Origin of the sequence: Marinobacter sp. MA (assembly GCF_048298425.1) — a bacterium.
GTDB classification, from domain to species: domain Bacteria; phylum Pseudomonadota; class Gammaproteobacteria; order Pseudomonadales; family Oleiphilaceae; genus Marinobacter; species Marinobacter salsuginis.
The window spans coordinates 3,015,119-3,031,474 of record NZ_CP103058.1 but is presented as its reverse complement, the minus strand read 5'-3'; the positions used below and the strand labels follow the sequence as shown (position 1 = coordinate 3,031,474).

Below are 16,356 nucleotides of genomic sequence, written 5' to 3'. Positions count from 1 at the left end.
AGACTCAGTTGTCGCCGAAGTCGTAGTTCATTTCCGGTACCGGCGCCTGCAGATAGTAGCCCTGAATGTAATTCACGCCGGCCTGCCATAGTGTGGCGAGAACGCCGGCGTTCTCCACCAGCGGAATGATGGTGAGCTTGCCGCTGGACTGCAGGCTCTTGACCATTTCCTTGACCTGCTCCTTGGCCTCATCGCTCTTCTGGATTTCTTCCGTGAAGGAACCATCGATTTTCACGTAGTCGGTATCGATGTGCTTCAGGGTATTGAACGGATTGAGGGCGCAGCCGAACTGGGCGATGGATACCTTGCAGTGAAGCTCGTGGACCGCTTTGGTGAAGTCTTTCGCCTGCTTCATGAAGTTGTTGGCATCGCCTTCACGGATCTGGAAGATCAGGGAGTCGCCCGGCAGGCGAGCGGCCTTCAGGGCGACACTCAGCCACGGAGTGAAGGTCTTATCCTGCAGGGTTTCAGCCGTCACATTGAGAAACAGGCGGGTATCGTGACCCCGTGACCGGTGGCTGGAGAGCTGCTTGATGGTCTGCAGGATAACCCAGCGGTCGATCTTGATAGCGGTGTCGCTCGGGCCCGTTGGCGGCAGGAAGTCATAGGGGGAGACTTCCTCGTCGTCCTTGTCGAGCATACGCACGAAGGCTTCGTAATGCTCTTCGCCTTCACCGCGCAGGTTGATGATCGGTTGGAACAGAAGGCGGAATCGGTTGTCTTCCAGGGCTTTCTGAATCGCTTCCACCGAATTGCTTTGATCCAGTGTTTCGAAGTCGGCCGGGTTGTACACCACCACACCGTTGCCTTCGGCATGACCCTCAAGCTTGCGCACTTCCGCAGACGCCGTATGCGCCCGGGCCATGAGCTCCTCGGCCTTCGGAGAGTTCTCGGTAATTGACGCAACACCGATGCTCACAGTCAGCTGTACCGTGCGATCATTGATGTCGAAAAGATGGTCTTCTACGGCCTTACGGATACGCTCCGCGTGTTCGACCATCGTGCCTTCGTCGCATGGCTGGCACAGCAGGCTGAAGGCATCGTCGCTCAGACGTGCCAGGGTGAGATCCTCTCCGGCCTGTTCCTTGAGCAGGTTGGCCAGATCCCCCAAGAGCAAGTCTGCGCCGGAAATGCCTACCTGCCCCTTCATGCTCATGAAGTTGTCCAGGGCGATGTAAGCCAGCGCACCTGTCTCATTCTTCTTGCCGGCAGTGGCAATGGCTTCGGCGAGTGCATCCATCAGGTACTGACGGTTGTAGAGGCCAGTCAAAAGATCTTGGCTGCTGATCTGGCGAAGCTTTTCTTCCAGTTCCGCATCGCTGTGCTCGGGCTGCAACACAATCTGTGTGCAGGCCTCGCCGTCATAGGTCGCAGCCGATACCGACATCGTGACGTTCAATTCGTGATCGTCGCTACGCCGTGCCGTGCAGTTCATGGTCATGCCGTCTTCGCCCTTTTCGGCAAACGACTTCATGAACTCCTTGTACTTTTCCTGGCTTTCCGGAGTAAGGGTGTCCAGCACAGGAACGCAGATAAGGTCGTCAATATCGTCGTATCCGAGGAATTCCATGTACGACTGGTTGGCATAGATATGCATGCCGTCGTTGATGTAGGCAATGGCATCCTTGGAGCTCTCGAGGAGCAACTGGCAGCGCTGTTCTGCCTCTCGCAGGTGGGATTCCAGAACACGACGTCTTCTGCGCTCATCAAGGGCAGCCAGCTCCCGGTTTACCTTCAGAACAATCAGGTCGGTATGCTCAAAAGCCACAGTATCCTGGGCGCCTGCCTTCATCATGCCAACCGTGCGTTCGCGGCTTTCCTCTTCCGTTAGGAGGATAAACGGAATGTCCTTGTCCATCCTGCGGATCATGGCAAGGGCATCATCGGCCGAGAATTCCTGGTCCAGATCACGGGCCAGAAGGAGATCCCAGTTTCCCGCTTTCAGCGTCTCCTCAAGATCTTCTTCCGAGGTGATTCTGTGGGCTCGGGTGGCCTTGCCGGAGTTGCGGAGCAGGCTGACCAGCGATTCGGCATCGTTTTGCGATGGATCAAGAATCAGCAGGTGTACGGTCGCGTTCTTTTTCTGCATTCGAAGGGCGTCTCGTGATACACGGTTCATTCACTAACGCTGAATGATGCAGGGGTTGTGGTTCATTAACAACCCTCTGCCGGGGCCGGTGTCTCAGTTTGTTGACCTTACAGCGATGGCCAGAGCGAGTCGAACTCATCCTCGCTGGCACCGGACGATGCTGGTGGGGCGCCAGCATTCAACGTTGCGGCATTCTGCAATTTGAGTTCGAACTGGCTGATGCTTCCGGTGGAGGAGACCTTGCGAGACAGTTGTCCCTGGTCCTCCCGGCCGTCGTGGAGCAGGGAAATGCGGCTCCCGGACTGGAACGGCAGGCGAGGTGTGATCAGTGTGGCGGATTGGTTGACCACGCTGATTTCCGGCAGCAGCAAGCCACGTAGATATTCGCTGCTATTTCCCACCTTCTGAACAAGGCGAACCCCACAGGGTGAGGCGCTGGGGGCCAGGAGCTCAATTCCGACCTGCGTACCCTGGTTCTTGATCTGACGAATCCAGCGCACAACGGCTACGCTCCAGGGGTGGCTGCTTTGCTCTCGAACTCCCAGAATTTCACCGGCCTGCAGTGAGGGTGGCACATTGCTTTCCCAGGCAACGCAGTAGCCGCCCGGACTTGTATTGATCAACAGGGAATGGTGAGACCTTGGCCGATTCCTGTCCGTCGATGGCGCCTGCGAGTTGCCGAAGGAACCTTTGAAATTGATGGGCGTATCGGCGGCGTGGAGTCGTTCATCGCTGGGCCCTGCATCGTGTGCGCCCGACCAGGCATCCTGTTTCTGGCGTGAAGACCGTACGAACAGGTTTTCATCCTCATGATGGCCGTTGTCATTGCCATTCACGAATTCGGTAAACGTTTTCTCGCCGGCGATGAAGTAATGGGCGGCGGTCAGACCCACGCACACTTCGAGAGATCCCTGGCTGGCGATTCGGTTGAAATTTCGCTTGGCGAGAATGCCCAGGGCCTGGCTGAGATGGGTGAGCAGGGTGTCGCTGACCTTTGCCGGTACTCTCAGTTCGTGATCGGTCTCCTTATGCTCACGCCGGGCGTGAAGCGTTTCAGAGAGCATCGCCGAGAGATCCCGGGTATCGAAGCCAAAGCTCTCATCACCGGGCTTTTGGTCCAGAAGGCTGCGGTAAAACGGTGGGTTGTCCCGCTCCATGTTGATTACGAAGAGACTGTCGTCACCGATATCAGGCCCGCAACGGGTGTGGTCAGTCCATGATTCACAAAGCTCATAGACGTGCAGAAGTTCCGACTGTCGCAGCTGATTGGGACGAGCACAGCCAAGAAGGAGAATTCTCTTGTAGGCATCGGCTACTGAGCTGGTGCGACGATGCAGGAGCGTGTCGTCCTCCACCTGAACCACGGAGAGCTTGTTGCGATGGGCAAACCGGTACAGCCGATGACACTCAAGCCAGCTCTGGGCAGGGCTGGGGCAATAGAGTTGATGGGATCTCAGAATCGTTGCCGAAAGCTCGGAAATGGCGCGATGCGCAGCGGTGGCAATCTGGCGGCGGTTTTTGTCCAGGCCTCCGTTGTCGATGAACTCCAGGACGCACAGCTTGTATCCGCCGGCCAGGTGTAATTGAAGCGCCTGGGACAGGTTGGCGATTTTCCTCTGCTTTTCAGGAAGCGCCACGGCCAGACCGAGGTAGTGCCGGGAAAGCTCGTTGCACACGAAATGAATCTTTTCCCGGATAAGCTCCAGGAACTGCATGCGTTGCTGGGGTGTCAGAAACAGGTGGTTCAGCTCGATAATGGCATGGTAGAGCTGCCGTGATACCTCGCCGATATTGGCCATAGGCAATTGGTCGATCCAGACCCGGAACGCCTTGGGCGTCGTGTCACAGAACGACAGACTGGCCGTTTTCTGTTCGGGAACGCGGAGATCAGGTTTCAGGGTCTTACCTTCCATGAATGCATGCCAATGTCTGGACCACAGGTGGTATTCCGGGGTTGGCCCTGTCCGGCCACTGGTGGCTACTGAGTGTCCACCGGCCTGTCAGGAAAACGCCGTAAATACATGTTTTTATCTTCAACGTTACTGGACTTTAAAGTAGCAAACCAGTCGTAAAAAGCGAGAAGATCATGAGTTGACAATCTTTGACAAGTGAAATCGGGCCCTTTTTTGCGATGCCGGTCACGGGAACAGGTTGATCGGGGTCTTGCTTTCCTTGCCGGGCTCCTCTCTTACCAGCTTTGGCACCAGGAATCCTGGCAATCTCGACAGCAGTTCACGCACCAGGTGTCGTGCTTCTTCATCCGGCACATCGTAGTGGTGGGCGCCTGCCACCGGGTCAAATGCGTGCAGGTAATAGGGCAGGACGCCTGCTTCAAACAGGGTCTCGCTCAGTTCCTCAAGCACCGAAGCCTGATCATTTACTCCCCTCAGGATAACGCTCTGGTTAAGCAGTGTTACGCCTGCAGCCCGGAGATACGAGAGGGCTCGGCGCGTGGCGGTGTCTATTTCTGCCGGATGATTGACGTGCAACACGATCACGATCTGAAGGGGCGTTGTGGAGAGCCATTTTAAAAGCTCGTCACAGACCCTTTGCGGGATGACCACTGGCAGGCGTGTATGCAAGCGCAGGCGACGAATGTGCGGGATGCCACTGATAGCGGTTGCCCATTGAGCCAGAAGTCGGTCGTTGACAGCCAGGGGGTCGCCGCCGCTGAAAATGACTTCATTGATTTCCGGGCTGGCCGCCAGGGTGTCAATAACCTGCTTTCTGTCATCCGGGTTCAGTCGCTGTTCATCATAGGGGAAGTGCCTGCGAAAACAGTAGCGGCAATTGATCGCGCATTGCCCGGTCACCATTAACAGCGCCCGGCTACGGTATTTGCGAATCAGCCCTGTGGTGGCAATAGCGCCCGACTCTTCCAGTGGGTCGCTGACAAAACCCGGCGCGTGACCGGTTTCTTCAGCAAGAGGAAGCACCTGTCTGAGCAGCGGGTCAGCGGGATTGCCCTTTTCCATGCGAGCGAGAAACGGTTCGGGCACCCGCACCGAAAACAGGCCATGGCCTTGCCGTGCCGCCGACAGCCACGGTTCCTCAGGTAACTCCAGGCGTCGGAGCAGCTCTTCCGGCGACGTTACGGAGTCCGACAGCAATTGCTGCCAGCTGCGATGTTCGTGGTCGGAAAGGTGGGCTTCTATACGGGCGGGGGTTCGCTGTATCATAACGCCCTTCGAATTCTAAACAGCATTTTGTCAGGTGGACATTTCATGGCTTCATATTCTACCAACGAATTTCGCGGCGGTCTTAAGGTTTTGCTGGATGGCGACCCCTGCATCATTCTCGAGAACGAGTTTGTAAAACCCGGTAAGGGGCAGGCCTTCAACCGCGTAAAGCTGCGTAACCTAATGACCAACCGGGTCTGGGAGCGCACGTTCAAGTCCGGCGAAACTCTGGAAGCCGCAGATGTCATTGATCAGGACATGGAATACCTCTATACCGATGGTGAGTTCTGGCACTTCATGCTCACTGACGGCTCTTTTGAACAGTACCCGGCTGATGCCAAGGCGGTCGGCGATGCCCTGAAGTGGCTGAAAGAGCAGGACGTGTACACCGTGACGCTCTACAACGGCTCGCCACTGTCGGTAACGCCTCCCAATTTCGTCGAGCTGGAAGTGGTCGATACCGACCCGGGCATGAAGGGCGACACGGCTCAGGGCGGCTCCAAGCCCGCGACGCTCTCCACCGGTGCCGTGGTCAACGTACCTCTGTTCATTACCATCGGTGAAGTACTCAAGGTTGATACCCGCTCCGGCGAATACGTCAGCCGGGTGAAGAGCAGTTAATCCAGCCATGACCCGCAAACCTGTCTGGCAGCCTTCTGCCTCGCAGGCTGCCCTCGAAAGCCGTGCACAGCAACTGGCGTTTGTGCGCGGCTTTTTTGCGAAAAGAGGGGTCCTTGAGGTCGAGACGCCGATTCTGGGGCGGTGCGGCGTCACCGACGTCAACCTCGACGGCATTCACGCCCAGGTCACCGCCGGTTCCAGGACCGGGGGTTGGCTCCAGACCTCTCCCGAATACCACATGAAACGTCTGCTTGCAGCTGGCTCAGGTTCGATCTATCAGATCTCCAGGGTGTTCCGCAACGGCGAGCAGGGGCGTCGCCATAACCCGGAATTCTCGATGCTGGAATGGTATCGGACGGGTTTTGATGACGTGGCGCTTATGGAAGAAGTGTCGGATCTCGTGTGCGGCTGGTTGCAATGTCAGCGACCAGTCACTATCCAGTATCGGGACGCGCTGGAGCGCTGGGCGGGCCTTGATCCTTTTGCGGCAACCGATCGGGAACTGATGCGTCGCTGCGAACAATGGATGGAGCCGGAACAGTTGGCGGATCTCGGGCGCGATGGCTGCCTGGATCTGCTGATGAGTTTTGCAGTAGAGCCGCATCTTGGCCGGGACAGACCCGTGTTCATAACCGGCTATCCGGCGTCGCAGGCCTCTCTGGCCAGGGTCTCACTTTCGCAGGGTTACGAAACGGCGCACCGTTTCGAGCTCTACATAGATGGCCTTGAACTGTGTAACGGCTACTGGGAGTTGACCGATCCGCAGGAACAGAGGCTGAGATTTGAAGCCGATAATCAGCTTCGAAGGCACTCCGGAAAGCCCGAAATGGCGCTGGATGAGGCGTTTCTTGCCGGTCTTGAGCAGGGATTGCCCGAGTGCGCTGGTGTCGCCCTCGGACTGGATCGCCTGTTGATGCTCAAACTCGGGGTTCAGGATATCAGTGAGGTTCTCGCCTTTCCGTTCGAGCGGGCGTGAGCGTAAACGAACCGATCAGGCCAGGGCTCCAAAGGCCTCACCCATGCGGACGGTTTTACCTGCCACCTGATCGCTGTTCCAGGTGACGGCTCCCTTGGGCATAACCATAATCACCGTTGAACCCAGGCGGAACCGGCCCATCTCTTCACCTTTCTCGAAGCTGATGGCTTGCTCACCTTCATACCGCGTTGAGGTAACCTGCCTGCTGCCGGGTACAACCACGCCTGCCCAGCGGGTTTCCACGCTGCCGACGATCATGGCGCCAACCAGTACCATTGCCATGGGGCCGGAATCGGTATCGAAGATACAGACAACCCGTTCGTTGCGGGCGAACAGGTTAGGAACGTTCTCGGCAGTGACCGGATTCACCGAGAACAGCTTGCCGGGTACATGGATCATTTGCCTGAGCGTACCTGCCATCGGCATATGGATGCGGTGATAGTCTTTTGGTGAGAGATAGATTGTCGAGAACTCGCCATTGGTAAACGGTTCGGTGGTTGCTTCTTCGCCGCCCAGCAATTCACTCAGGCTGAAAGACTGGCCTTTGGCCTGGAATACCCGGTCTCCGGTCACCTGTCCCAGCTGGCTGATGGCACCGTCAACAGGGCTGACGAGGGTTTTTTCGCCGTCAGCCAGAGGGCGGATGCCTGGCTTCAGCGCTCGGGTGAAAAACGCATTGAAGGTAGGGTAGGCTTCCGGATCCGTTTCGGCGGCTTCGCTCATGTCAACGCCGTAGCGGCCGATAAACCATTTGATGACCCGGTTCTTGAGCGCAGGGGAGCTGTCACTGTCGGCCAGACGACCGGCAAGGTTGGAAACCCCCAGTTGCGGCGTGATGTACTGGCTCAGAACAAAAAGCTTGTCGAACATTAAATGTGATCCTTTGCGCTCAAAGGCGCGAAGTTTACCAAAGACTGCCACCTGTATAGAAATTGTTTCACGGCTTCGCGGTTGTGGCATGGCCTTGCTATTATCGGGTCAACTTGTGCGTGACAGCTTCCGGCCTCGGCCAATAACCAAGAAAATAGGGCGTGCGTAGATTCTATGTTACTGATCGTCGGTTCGATTATTGTTCTGGCCAGCGTGTTGACTGGCTATGTTCTCCACGGCGGCAATCTGATGGTGCTCTGGCAGCCGACCGAAGTGTTGATCATTTTCGGGGCGGCTCTGGGGTCGTTCATTATTGCCAATCCCATGCACACCCTGAAAGAGGTGTTTGGCAGGGGTATTCAGCTGCTCACAGGCTCGCCCTACAAAAAAGCGTTCTACATGGACCTCCTGAGCTTGCTTTATGAGATTTTCGATAAGTCCCGTAAACAGGGTGTGATGGCAATCGAGGAAGATATCGACAACCCCGAGTCCAGTCAGATTTTCAGTCGCTACCCGGCCATTATGAAATCCAAGGAATTGCTGGCCTTTATCACCGATTATCTGCGCATTATCAGCTCCGGCAATATGGCAACACATGAGCTGGAAGGCATGATGGAGAATGAAATCGACAGTCGCCAGCACGAGCTTGAGGAGCCTGCCCACGCGGTCAACAAAATTGCCGATGCGCTGCCGGGGCTCGGCATCGTCGCCGCCGTGCTTGGTATCGTGATTACCATGAACTTCCTCACCGAGGGGCCGGAAAAAATCGGTCTCAGTGTGGCTGCGGCCCTGGTGGGTACCTTCCTGGGCATCTTTATGGGGTATGGCTTCGTTGGGCCAGCGTCCATTGCGATGGAGCACGCGGCAAAATACGAGCTGAAGGCCTACGAGTGCGTTAAATCGTCAATTGTCGCTACCGTATCCGGACAGGCACCCCAGATGGCCATCGAGTTTGGCCGGAAGGCATTGCCCACGGACAAACGCCCTGGATTCCAGGAGCTGAACGACCACGTTCGTTCCAAGTAAAAACGTCCCCATCTGAACCCGGAGCCGATTCGTGGAAGAGCAACCGATCATCATCAAGCGGAAAAAGGTTGTTGCCGGTGGCCACCATGGTGGTTCCTGGAAGGTTGCGTTTGCTGATTTCGCAACCGCCATGATGGCGTTCTTCCTGGTGCTCTGGTTAACGGCTACAGCATCGCCTGAGCAGAAAAAAGCCGTAGAGGGCTATTTCCGCGATCCCGTTGGCTTCACAGAAGGGGGCTCGCCGAACCCGGTCGATCTTGAGGGCAGTGCATCGGTGGTCAACGAGGCAAGTCCGGATATCGAGTCCAGCCAGATCCAGATCGAGGACCAGGTGGTGGATGAGCTCTCAGAAACCCTCGAGCAGCGGCGTATGGAGGAGCTGTTTCAGGAATTGAAAGATCGCATCGAACAGAACGAAACCCTGCAGGAGTTCAAGGATCAACTGCTGATCGATATCACCGACGAGGGCTTGCGAATCCAGATCGTCGACCGGTCGGGGCGTCCCATGTTCGACAGCGGCCGGGCAGAGCTGAAGTATTACTCCCAGGATATTCTGTTTGAGCTGGCCAAAACATTGGGCTCCGTGAACAACAAGCTCAGCATTACCGGGCACACTGACTCCACACCGTTCAGTGGCCGGCCCGGCTACACCAACTGGGAGCTGTCAGCAGACCGGGCCAATACTGCCAGAAGAGCCCTCGTGGCCGGCGGTGTTCGCCAGCAGCAGATTGCCCGCGTTGTGGGGCTGAGCGATTCCGTGCTGTTCGACAAGGAAGATCCGAATGCGCCGGTCAATCGCCGCATTTCCATCATCGTTCTTAACAAGAAAACCGTCGACAACATCCAGAGCAGCGCAGGCCAGTCCGACGAGCCGCTGATCGATCTCACCCAGCCAACCGAAGAAGAGCAGGAGGCTGCCCGTGAACGCCTGGAGAGTGGGGAATGGCTGCAGGAAAAGGAAGAGCCTGCACCGGGTGAGTTGAACTGGTAAAGCCGGATACGTCAGTCCAGCTTGAGCCCCCGGGCCTGTTGTTCCGCCATATCCTGAAGAATCCGGTGGAAGCTTTTTAGCCGCTCTGGGCTGATTTTCCCGTCATCGGCAGCCTTGTCAATGGCGCAGCCAGGGTCGCCCATGTGCCGGCAGTTGCGGAACTTGCAGGTGCCAATCACCTCCCGGATTTCCCGGAAACCATATTCGATCTCCTGCGCCGTCATATGCCAGAGCCCGAATTCGCGAATGCCCGGCGAGTCAATCAGTTCGCCACCCAGGGGCAGGTGGAACAGTTTGGCCGTGGTCGTAGTGTGGATTCCCTTGCCGGTACTCTCTGATACAGCCCCAACGCGAATGGCTTCATCCGGCATCAGGGTCTGGATAATCGAGGACTTGCCCACGCCGGACTGGCCAACAAACACACTGGTCTGATCCTTCACCAGCGCCTCAACCTCTGGCGACGGCTTATCTCCAGACTCCGCGGCAGACGTTCGCACCACCTTATAGCCCAGGGCCTCATACCGGCCCAAAAGCGCATCGATACTATCCCGGTTACTGCCGGTGATCAGATCCGTCTTGTTCAACAAAATCACGGCCGGAATATCCGTGATCTCTGAGGCTACCAGGTACCGGTCAATCAGGTTATCGTGGGGTTCCGGTTCCGGAGCGATCACAAGAATAATATGGTCAATATTGGCGGCCACCGGCTTCAGGGCGCCAAAATTATCCGGCCGCTGCAGCAGATTGCGACGCTCACCCCGGGCAACAATAACCCCGGTCTCGTTCTTCCCCGGCCGCCAGACAACCTTGTCACCGGTCACCAGGCTATCGATGTTGGCCCGAACAAAACACCGCACCACGTTGCCGACCAACTCGCCTTCAAGCGCTTCGACATCCAGCTGTTGCCCGTAGTGAGCAATGACTAACCCTTCCTGCTCCGGACCAAGCTCCCCGGCATCAGCCTGCTCCTGAACCTTCTTCTCCTTGCGCGCCGCCCGGGCCGCCCGCTCTTCCTGGACTTTCTTGATGCGGAATTGCTGCTGTTTGTTCAGTCGCCGTTTTGCCATTTACGTCCCGGATAACCAGATGAAAGTTTTGCTCTTGGTGTGCCATCATACTGCAATCGTAATTGATCGGCCTAAGCAATGCCGGCACGTCAAAGATATATCATTCGATTTCGCGGTGGGGCTGGGACCGGCTTTCCGGAAGTGGCGTCACATTTTGTATATCTCGTTAGTTGCAAGCGGGCGTGGGGATGTCATTCCGGGAATGTCGGCGGCCATGGATGGCCGACGCCAAGCGCACATGGATGTGCTCGTAGCGTTTCCCGGAATGACATCCCCGCGACCGCAAACTCAAATCTGGAAGGCTAGGAAAACAATGGCAGAGAGCAATAGTCGCCTCGTATGGATCGATCTGGAAATGACAGGCCTGGATCCGGAAAAAGAACGGATCATCGAAATGGCCACAATCATAACTGATTCAGAACTCAATATTGTTGCAGAAGGACCGGTCATCGCCGTCCATCAGCCACAATCCCTGCTGGACTCCATGGACGAATGGTGCACCCGAACCCACGGTGAAAGCGGCCTCACCAAGCGCGTTCAGGAAAGCGATATCTCCGAGTCTGAGGCCGAGCGGCAGACCATCGAATTCCTGAAGAAGCACGTCGAAAAGGGCCAGTCACCCCTGTGCGGCAACAGTATTGGTCAGGATCGCCGATTCCTGGTCAAGTACATGCCCGAGCTGGAAGACTTCTTCCACTACCGGAACCTCGACGTATCCACGGTCAAAGAGCTTGCGCGCCGCTGGCGCCCGGATGTCCTGGCCGGGGTTAAAAAGAAAGGCAGCCACCTCGCCCTGGATGACATCCGGGACTCCATCAACGAGCTGCGCCATTACCGGGAACAGTTCTTCAAACTATAAACCGTGCCGTTTCAGTGCCCATTGGACATGCTCGCGGACCATCTCGGAAGGGTGATCCGCGCGCTTTTTCAGGGCTTCAATCACCGGAATGGTGGAGGGCGCGTTGCCCAGCCCCACAGCCAGGTTACGCAGCCAGCCTTCGTAGCCTGTCCGGCGAATCGCCGATCCCTCGGTGCGCTTCAGGAACTGCTCCTCCGTCCAGAGAAACAGCTCTGCCAGAGAACTGTTGTCCAACCCGTGTCTGGGCTGAAAATCCTTTTCCCTGGTTGGCTTGCTGAACTTCTGCCAGGGACAGACCAACTGGCAATCGTCGCAGCCGAAAACCCGGTTACCCATTAGTGGGCGTAGCTCCTCGGGAATGCCCCCCTTGAGTTCAATGGTCAGATAGCTGATGCAGCGCCGGGCATCGAGCTTGTGGGGGCCGACAAAGGCGTCTGTCGGGCATAGATCGAGACAGGCCGAACAGGTGCCACAATGATAGGACTCAAAGGGCTCGTCGACGGGTAGGGGCGCGCTGGTAAAAATTTCTCCAAGGAAAAAGAAGGAACCGGCCTTCGGGTGGATCAGCATGTTGTTCTTGCCGATCCAGCCCAGGCCCGCCCTCTGCGCAAGGGCGCGCTCCAGCACCGGCGCGCTGTCCACGAACGCCCGGTAGTCGTATCCGCTGACGGCGTCATCAATCCTGGCTGCCAGCTGCGCGAGACGCTTGCGGATCAGTTTGTGGTAATCGCGCCCCAGTGCGTAACGGGTAACATAGGCGCCCTCCCGGTTAGTAAGCGCTTCTTTCGGGCTGTCCGGCGAAGGCAGATAGTCCATTCTCACAGAAATCACCCGAGTGGTACCCGGCACCAGGGAGGTGGGCGTATAGCGCTTGTCACCATGATAGGCCATATAGTCCATTTCGCCCTGGTAACCCGCTGCCAGCCAGTCCTGCAAATGGGTTGCGTGCTCACCGGTATCCGCAGTGGTGATACCCACATCAGAGAACCCGAGCTCAGCCGCCCACTGGCGGATAAGCGCTGGCAGATCAGCGAGTTCCGGATATGTTCTGGTGCTCAATGATGTGGCGCTCATAGTCACGGCCGGTGCCAGAGTTCGTTCTCGAACCGGGGTACGGATAATTAATCTGATTAAGTTATGACCTTTTCCACTGTTTTGCTATGCTTTACAGGTATCTGGCCAATTTTCTTAAACCGGTTTCTGTAACGGGAGCAAAGGTTCATGCCGCCGTCCGTTGGACACAGTCTACCAGACGCACTGTTTTCCGCCGATGCGGTGAGGCAGATTGATCGCTATGTGATTGATCATCAGGGCGTCGATGGTTTTGAGCTGATGCAGTCTGCCGCCCATGCGGCTTTTCGCTGTCTGGTTCGGCACTGGCCCAAGTGCGGCTCGGTTCTGGTGCTGTGCGGTGCGGGTAACAACGGCGGTGATGGCTACCTGGTTGCAGCCAGCGCGAGGAGGCATGGCCTGGATGTCCGGTGTGTCGCCGTTGCGCCCACAGGCAAACTGTCCGGTGACGCACGAAAAGCCTGGCAAAAGGCACTGGCAGACGGCGTTGACGTGCTCGATCTGGAGGCGCTCAGCGATTCATCACTGGATGATCTGTTTTCCGACGCAGGGCTCATTGTCGATGCGATGCTTGGCACTGGCGTTTCCGGTGCACCCCGGGAACCGTTTGCGTCGCTGATAGGCCGATGTAACCAGGCGCCCGCGCCTGTGCTCGCAGTGGATCTGCCCTCCGGGCTGAATGCCACTACCGGGGCAGCCGAAGGAGACGTTGTTAACGCAGTCATGACGGTCACCTTTATCGGGCTCAAGGCCGGCCTTTTTACCGGGCAGGGTGCAGCGGTCTGCGGCGAGGTGGTTTTTGAATCACTGGATACTGCCGATGGTGTAGCTGGCAGCGGCCAGAAGCCGGTGGCCGCTCGTCGTGATTGGGACTCTGTGATGTCCTGGTTGCCGCCACGGCCTGCCAACGCCCACAAGGGGCGTTTCGGACATGTACTGGTGGTGGCTGGCGATCGGGGCTTTGGCGGCGCCGGACTGCTGGCGGCAGAGGCGGCTGCGCGTTCGGGGGCAGGGCTTGTCTCGCTGGCAACGCGTCCCGAGCATGTGACGGCAGCCCTGGCCCGATGTCCGTCGGTAATGGTTCATGGGCTGATCCATGGTTCTGAGCTGCCGTCGCTGCTTGACGCAGCTTCGGTGGTCGTCTGCGGCCCCGGTATCGGGCGAAGCGCATGGGGGCAACAGATGCTGGAGCAGGTCATTGCCAGTGGCAAGCCCAGGGTGCTTGACGCAGATGCCCTGAACCTGTTGTCCGGTCGGGTTGCCGTACCGGCGGATAACCATGTTTTGACGCCGCACCCGGGTGAGGCAGCCAGACTGCTGAATTGTCTGGTGCCGGATGTAGAAGCGGATAGAATGGCCGCAGCCAGAAAATTGCAGGCACTGTATGGCGGAACGGTTCTCCTGAAAGGCGCAGGTACGGTTGTCGCTTCTGAGGGCGGCGCCCTTGACATTGTCAGTGGCAGCAACCCCGGCATGGCAACTGGCGGCATGGGGGATGTGCTCTCGGGGATTATCGGTGCCGTTCTGGGCCAGATTGGGGATGGGCAAAAAGCCGCCGTGCTCGGAGCATCGGCCCACCTGGCAGCAGCGGATCGGGCCTCGCAAACCCATGGGTATATGGGTTTGATCCCGAACGATGTAATAGATGCACTGCCGTTGGTTTTTCGGGAGTCTGAAACCCACCCGGGGGCAAGAGATCTATGAGCATAATGGGCAATGAACGCCGGCTTTTCCTCGAGGGTGAGGCGGAAACCGAGCATCTTGGCCGTGAGCTGGCGAGAACCGTCGCTGAATCTGGCCACGGTGTGGTTATCTACCTGGATGGTGATCTTGGTATGGGTAAAACCACCATCAGCCGGGGTGTCATGCGCGGGCTTGGCCACCAGGGGGCTGTAAAAAGCCCGACCTACACGCTGGTGGAGCCCTATGAAACCCTGCAGCCACCGACTTACCATTTTGATCTTTATCGCCTGGGCGATGCGGAAGAACTGGAATATATGGGCATCCGGGATTATTTCTCCGGTGAAAATCTTTGTCTGATTGAGTGGCCGGAGCGTGGTAAAGGTATATTGCCCGAGCCGGATCTGGAGATTCATCTCGAGACCCGGGGCGAAGGGCGTTCTGTAGTGATCAGGGCCCGTTCAGAGTTGGGCGGCCAATTGCTGAACGAATTGGATGTGTTGGGTCCGGCGCGTTAGCGGCTCCGAAACCGGGAACAGACTGGCAGGTAAGCTGTATGAATTGTACAAAGCTGAGTAAACAACTGATCTGGCCAATAGCGCTATTGCTTGCGACATTGGCGTTTCACGGTTCGGCTGCAACGCAGGTCGAGAGTGCCCGTATATGGCCCGCACCCGATCACACTCGCCTGGTTCTGGATACCGGCGGTCAGGTCGAGCACAACATCTTCTCCCTCAGCAGTCCGGCCCGGCTGGTTATCGATCTGAAAAATGCCAATCTGAAAACCGACTTCTCCGGCCTGGACCTTTCCGGCAGCCCGATCAAACGGATCCGGAGCGCGCCAAGGAACGGGACTGACTTGCGTGTAGTCCTGGATCTCAAGGCCGACATCAAGCCGCGGAGTTTTCAGCTGGAACCGAATCAGCAGTATGGCCACAGGCTGGTGGTCGATCTGATTGATGAAAGTGGCAGTCGGCTGGAAAAGGCGGCTACGCCGACCGTGACCCAGGATTCTTCGGGGAAGCGTGACATCATCGTGGTCATTGACGCCGGGCATGGCGGAGAGGACCCCGGCGCCATTGGTCCGAGAGGAACCCATGAAAAAGACGTGGTTCTGAAAATGGCGAAAACCCTGGCCAGCCTGATCAATGATCGGCCGGGATATACCGCCAAACTGACCAGGACAGGGGACTACTACATTGGCCTCCGCAATCGCACGATTCTGGCCAGAAAATACAACGCCGATCTTTTTGTATCGGTACACGCCGATGCTTTCCGAACGCCTCAGCCGAGGGGAGCCTCCGTATTCGCCCTTTCCCAGCGTGGCGCCACCAGTGAAACGGCCCGATGGCTGGCTAACAGTGAGAACCGCTCCGATCTGATCGGTGGCGCCGGTGGATTGTCTCTGGATGGCCGGGACGACATGCTTGCCGGTGTTTTGCTGGACCTCTCGATGACGGCAAGCATCAACGCCAGTCTTGGCGTAGGCAGTTCCGTTCTTGGCAAATTGGGTGGCGTAGCGAAATTGCACAAGCCCGGCGTCGAGCAGGCTGCTTTTGCGGTGCTGAAATCGCCGGATATCCCCTCCATTCTCGTGGAAGCCGGATTCATCTCGAACCCCCAGGAAGAGAAAAACCTGTCGACAGAGTGGTACCGCAACAAGCTGGCCGGCGCCATCATGAAAGGCATTGACGATTACTTCCAGAAAACGCCACCGCCGGGCACCCTTCTGGCGTGGCAGAAGCAGAATCGCCAGGGCGGGAACAGCATCAGCCACTATCGCATACAGCGCGGCGATACGCTTTCCGGCGTGGCTCGGAAAAACCAGACGACCGTCAGCGAGCTGATGCAGTTTAACGACCTTCGGGACGACCGTGTTATGGTAGGCCAAACCATTCGTATTCCCGCGTCCTGATCAAGAGGTTTT

14 protein-coding genes are annotated in these 16,356 nt (G+C 57.3%); 8 read left to right on the top strand and 6 right to left on the bottom strand.

The window, feature by feature from the left end:
* Nucleotides 1-4: 4 nt before the first annotated feature.
* The 3 genes from NUW46_RS14000 to epmB form a co-directional block, all read right to left on the bottom strand.
* Complete coding sequence (locus tag NUW46_RS14000; RefSeq protein ID WP_136631656.1) at nucleotides 5-2,089, bottom strand: EAL domain-containing protein; 2,085 nt, start codon at nucleotides 2,087-2,089, stop codon at nucleotides 5-7.
* 107 nt (nucleotides 2,090-2,196) lie between these two features.
* Nucleotides 2,197-4,002 carry a GTPase gene (locus NUW46_RS13995; RefSeq protein WP_305966703.1) on the bottom strand — a complete coding sequence of 602 codons (1,806 nt, stop codon included), beginning with the start codon at nucleotides 4,000-4,002 and terminating at the stop codon, nucleotides 2,197-2,199.
* 225 nt (nucleotides 4,003-4,227) lie between these two features.
* Nucleotides 4,228-5,268 (bottom strand): EF-P beta-lysylation protein EpmB, encoded by a 1,041-nt coding sequence (gene epmB / locus NUW46_RS13990; RefSeq protein ID WP_412536214.1) that lies wholly within the window; start codon nucleotides 5,266-5,268, stop codon nucleotides 4,228-4,230.
* Between the two features lie 45 nt (nucleotides 5,269-5,313).
* Here epmB and efp point away from each other — a divergent pair, with 45 nt between their 5' ends.
* Both efp and epmA read left to right on the top strand, forming a co-directional pair.
* Nucleotides 5,314-5,889 (top strand): elongation factor P, encoded by a 576-nt coding sequence (gene efp, locus NUW46_RS13985; protein ID WP_069183015.1) that lies wholly within the window; start codon nucleotides 5,314-5,316, stop codon nucleotides 5,887-5,889.
* Between the two features lie 7 nt (nucleotides 5,890-5,896).
* Complete coding sequence (gene epmA / locus NUW46_RS13980) at nucleotides 5,897-6,865, top strand: EF-P lysine aminoacylase EpmA (RefSeq protein ID WP_418140401.1); 969 nt, start codon at nucleotides 5,897-5,899, stop codon at nucleotides 6,863-6,865.
* Between the two features lie 15 nt (nucleotides 6,866-6,880).
* On the opposite strand, the gene asd is transcribed toward epmA, so the two are convergent.
* Complete coding sequence (gene asd / locus NUW46_RS13975; protein ID WP_418140400.1) at nucleotides 6,881-7,735, bottom strand: archaetidylserine decarboxylase; 855 nt, start codon at nucleotides 7,733-7,735, stop codon at nucleotides 6,881-6,883.
* 174 nt (nucleotides 7,736-7,909) lie between these two features.
* Here asd and motA point away from each other — a divergent pair, with 174 nt between their 5' ends.
* Together motA and motB are read left to right on the top strand one after the other, a co-directional pair.
* Nucleotides 7,910-8,761, top strand: a complete 852-nt coding sequence (motA, locus tag NUW46_RS13970) for a flagellar motor stator protein MotA (RefSeq protein ID WP_069183018.1) — start codon at nucleotides 7,910-7,912, stop codon at nucleotides 8,759-8,761.
* Nucleotides 8,762-8,792: 31 nt separating this feature from the next.
* Nucleotides 8,793-9,752: a flagellar motor protein MotB gene (motB, locus tag NUW46_RS13965; protein ID WP_069183019.1), complete on the top strand. Its 960-nt coding sequence runs from the start codon at nucleotides 8,793-8,795 to the stop codon at nucleotides 9,750-9,752.
* An 11-nt stretch (nucleotides 9,753-9,763) separates the two neighbouring features.
* On the opposite strand, the gene rsgA is transcribed toward motB, so the two are convergent.
* Nucleotides 9,764-10,819 carry a small ribosomal subunit biogenesis GTPase RsgA gene (gene rsgA / locus NUW46_RS13960; RefSeq protein WP_418140399.1) on the bottom strand — a complete coding sequence of 352 codons (1,056 nt, stop codon included), beginning with the start codon at nucleotides 10,817-10,819 and terminating at the stop codon, nucleotides 9,764-9,766.
* A 313-nt stretch (nucleotides 10,820-11,132) separates the two neighbouring features.
* Here rsgA and orn point away from each other — a divergent pair, with 313 nt between their 5' ends.
* The gene (gene orn / locus NUW46_RS13955; protein ID WP_222464992.1) at nucleotides 11,133-11,678 is read left to right on the top strand and encodes an oligoribonuclease; all 546 of its coding nucleotides are present in this window, start codon (nucleotides 11,133-11,135) and stop codon (nucleotides 11,676-11,678) included.
* On the opposite strand, the gene queG is transcribed toward orn, so the two are convergent.
* A complete protein-coding gene (queG, locus tag NUW46_RS13950; protein WP_418140398.1) occupies nucleotides 11,673-12,752 on the bottom strand; it encodes a tRNA epoxyqueuosine(34) reductase QueG in 1,080 nt (359 codons plus the stop codon). The genes orn and queG overlap by 6 nt on opposite strands.
* Before the next feature lie 147 nt (nucleotides 12,753-12,899).
* Between queG and NUW46_RS13945 the strand changes: the two genes are divergently transcribed.
* From NUW46_RS13945 to NUW46_RS13935, 3 genes are read left to right on the top strand one after another with little or no spacing between them, the layout of a single operon-like run.
* A complete protein-coding gene (locus tag NUW46_RS13945) occupies nucleotides 12,900-14,453 on the top strand; it encodes an NAD(P)H-hydrate dehydratase (protein WP_418140397.1) in 1,554 nt (517 codons plus the stop codon).
* The gene (gene tsaE / locus NUW46_RS13940; protein WP_069183024.1) at nucleotides 14,450-14,947 is read left to right on the top strand and encodes a tRNA (adenosine(37)-N6)-threonylcarbamoyltransferase complex ATPase subunit type 1 TsaE; all 498 of its coding nucleotides are present in this window, start codon (nucleotides 14,450-14,452) and stop codon (nucleotides 14,945-14,947) included. Before NUW46_RS13945 ends, tsaE begins: the two co-directional genes overlap by 4 nt.
* 38 nt (nucleotides 14,948-14,985) lie before the next feature.
* Nucleotides 14,986-16,344, top strand: coding sequence for an N-acetylmuramoyl-L-alanine amidase (locus NUW46_RS13935; RefSeq protein WP_305966712.1), 1,359 nt, complete (start codon nucleotides 14,986-14,988; stop codon nucleotides 16,342-16,344).
* Nucleotides 16,345-16,356 lie beyond the last annotated feature (12 nt).

Bases quoted from the DNA above. Each gene is read 5' to 3' on its own strand.
- NUW46_RS13935 (WP_305966712.1), top strand. From the start codon at position 14,986: ATGAATTGTACAAAGCTGAGTAAACAACTGATCTGGCCAATAGCGCTA.
- epmB (WP_412536214.1), bottom strand. From the start codon at position 5,268: ATGATACAGCGAACCCCCGCCCGTATAGAAGCCCACCTTTCCGACCAC.
- epmA (WP_418140401.1), top strand. From the start codon at position 5,897: ATGACCCGCAAACCTGTCTGGCAGCCTTCTGCCTCGCAGGCTGCCCTC.
- tsaE (WP_069183024.1), top strand. From the start codon at position 14,450: ATGAGCATAATGGGCAATGAACGCCGGCTTTTCCTCGAGGGTGAGGCG.
- efp (WP_069183015.1), top strand. From the start codon at position 5,314: ATGGCTTCATATTCTACCAACGAATTTCGCGGCGGTCTTAAGGTTTTG.
- NUW46_RS13995 (WP_305966703.1), bottom strand. From the start codon at position 4,002: ATGGAAGGTAAGACCCTGAAACCTGATCTCCGCGTTCCCGAACAGAAA.
- orn (WP_222464992.1), top strand. From the start codon at position 11,133: ATGGCAGAGAGCAATAGTCGCCTCGTATGGATCGATCTGGAAATGACA.
- NUW46_RS13945 (WP_418140397.1), top strand. From the start codon at position 12,900: ATGCCGCCGTCCGTTGGACACAGTCTACCAGACGCACTGTTTTCCGCC.
- motA (WP_069183018.1), top strand. From the start codon at position 7,910: ATGTTACTGATCGTCGGTTCGATTATTGTTCTGGCCAGCGTGTTGACT.
- NUW46_RS14000 (WP_136631656.1), bottom strand. From the start codon at position 2,089: ATGCAGAAAAAGAACGCGACCGTACACCTGCTGATTCTTGATCCATCG.
- asd (WP_418140400.1), bottom strand. From the start codon at position 7,735: ATGTTCGACAAGCTTTTTGTTCTGAGCCAGTACATCACGCCGCAACTG.
- queG (WP_418140398.1), bottom strand. From the start codon at position 12,752: ATGAGCGCCACATCATTGAGCACCAGAACATATCCGGAACTCGCTGAT.
- rsgA (WP_418140399.1), bottom strand. From the start codon at position 10,819: ATGGCAAAACGGCGACTGAACAAACAGCAGCAATTCCGCATCAAGAAA.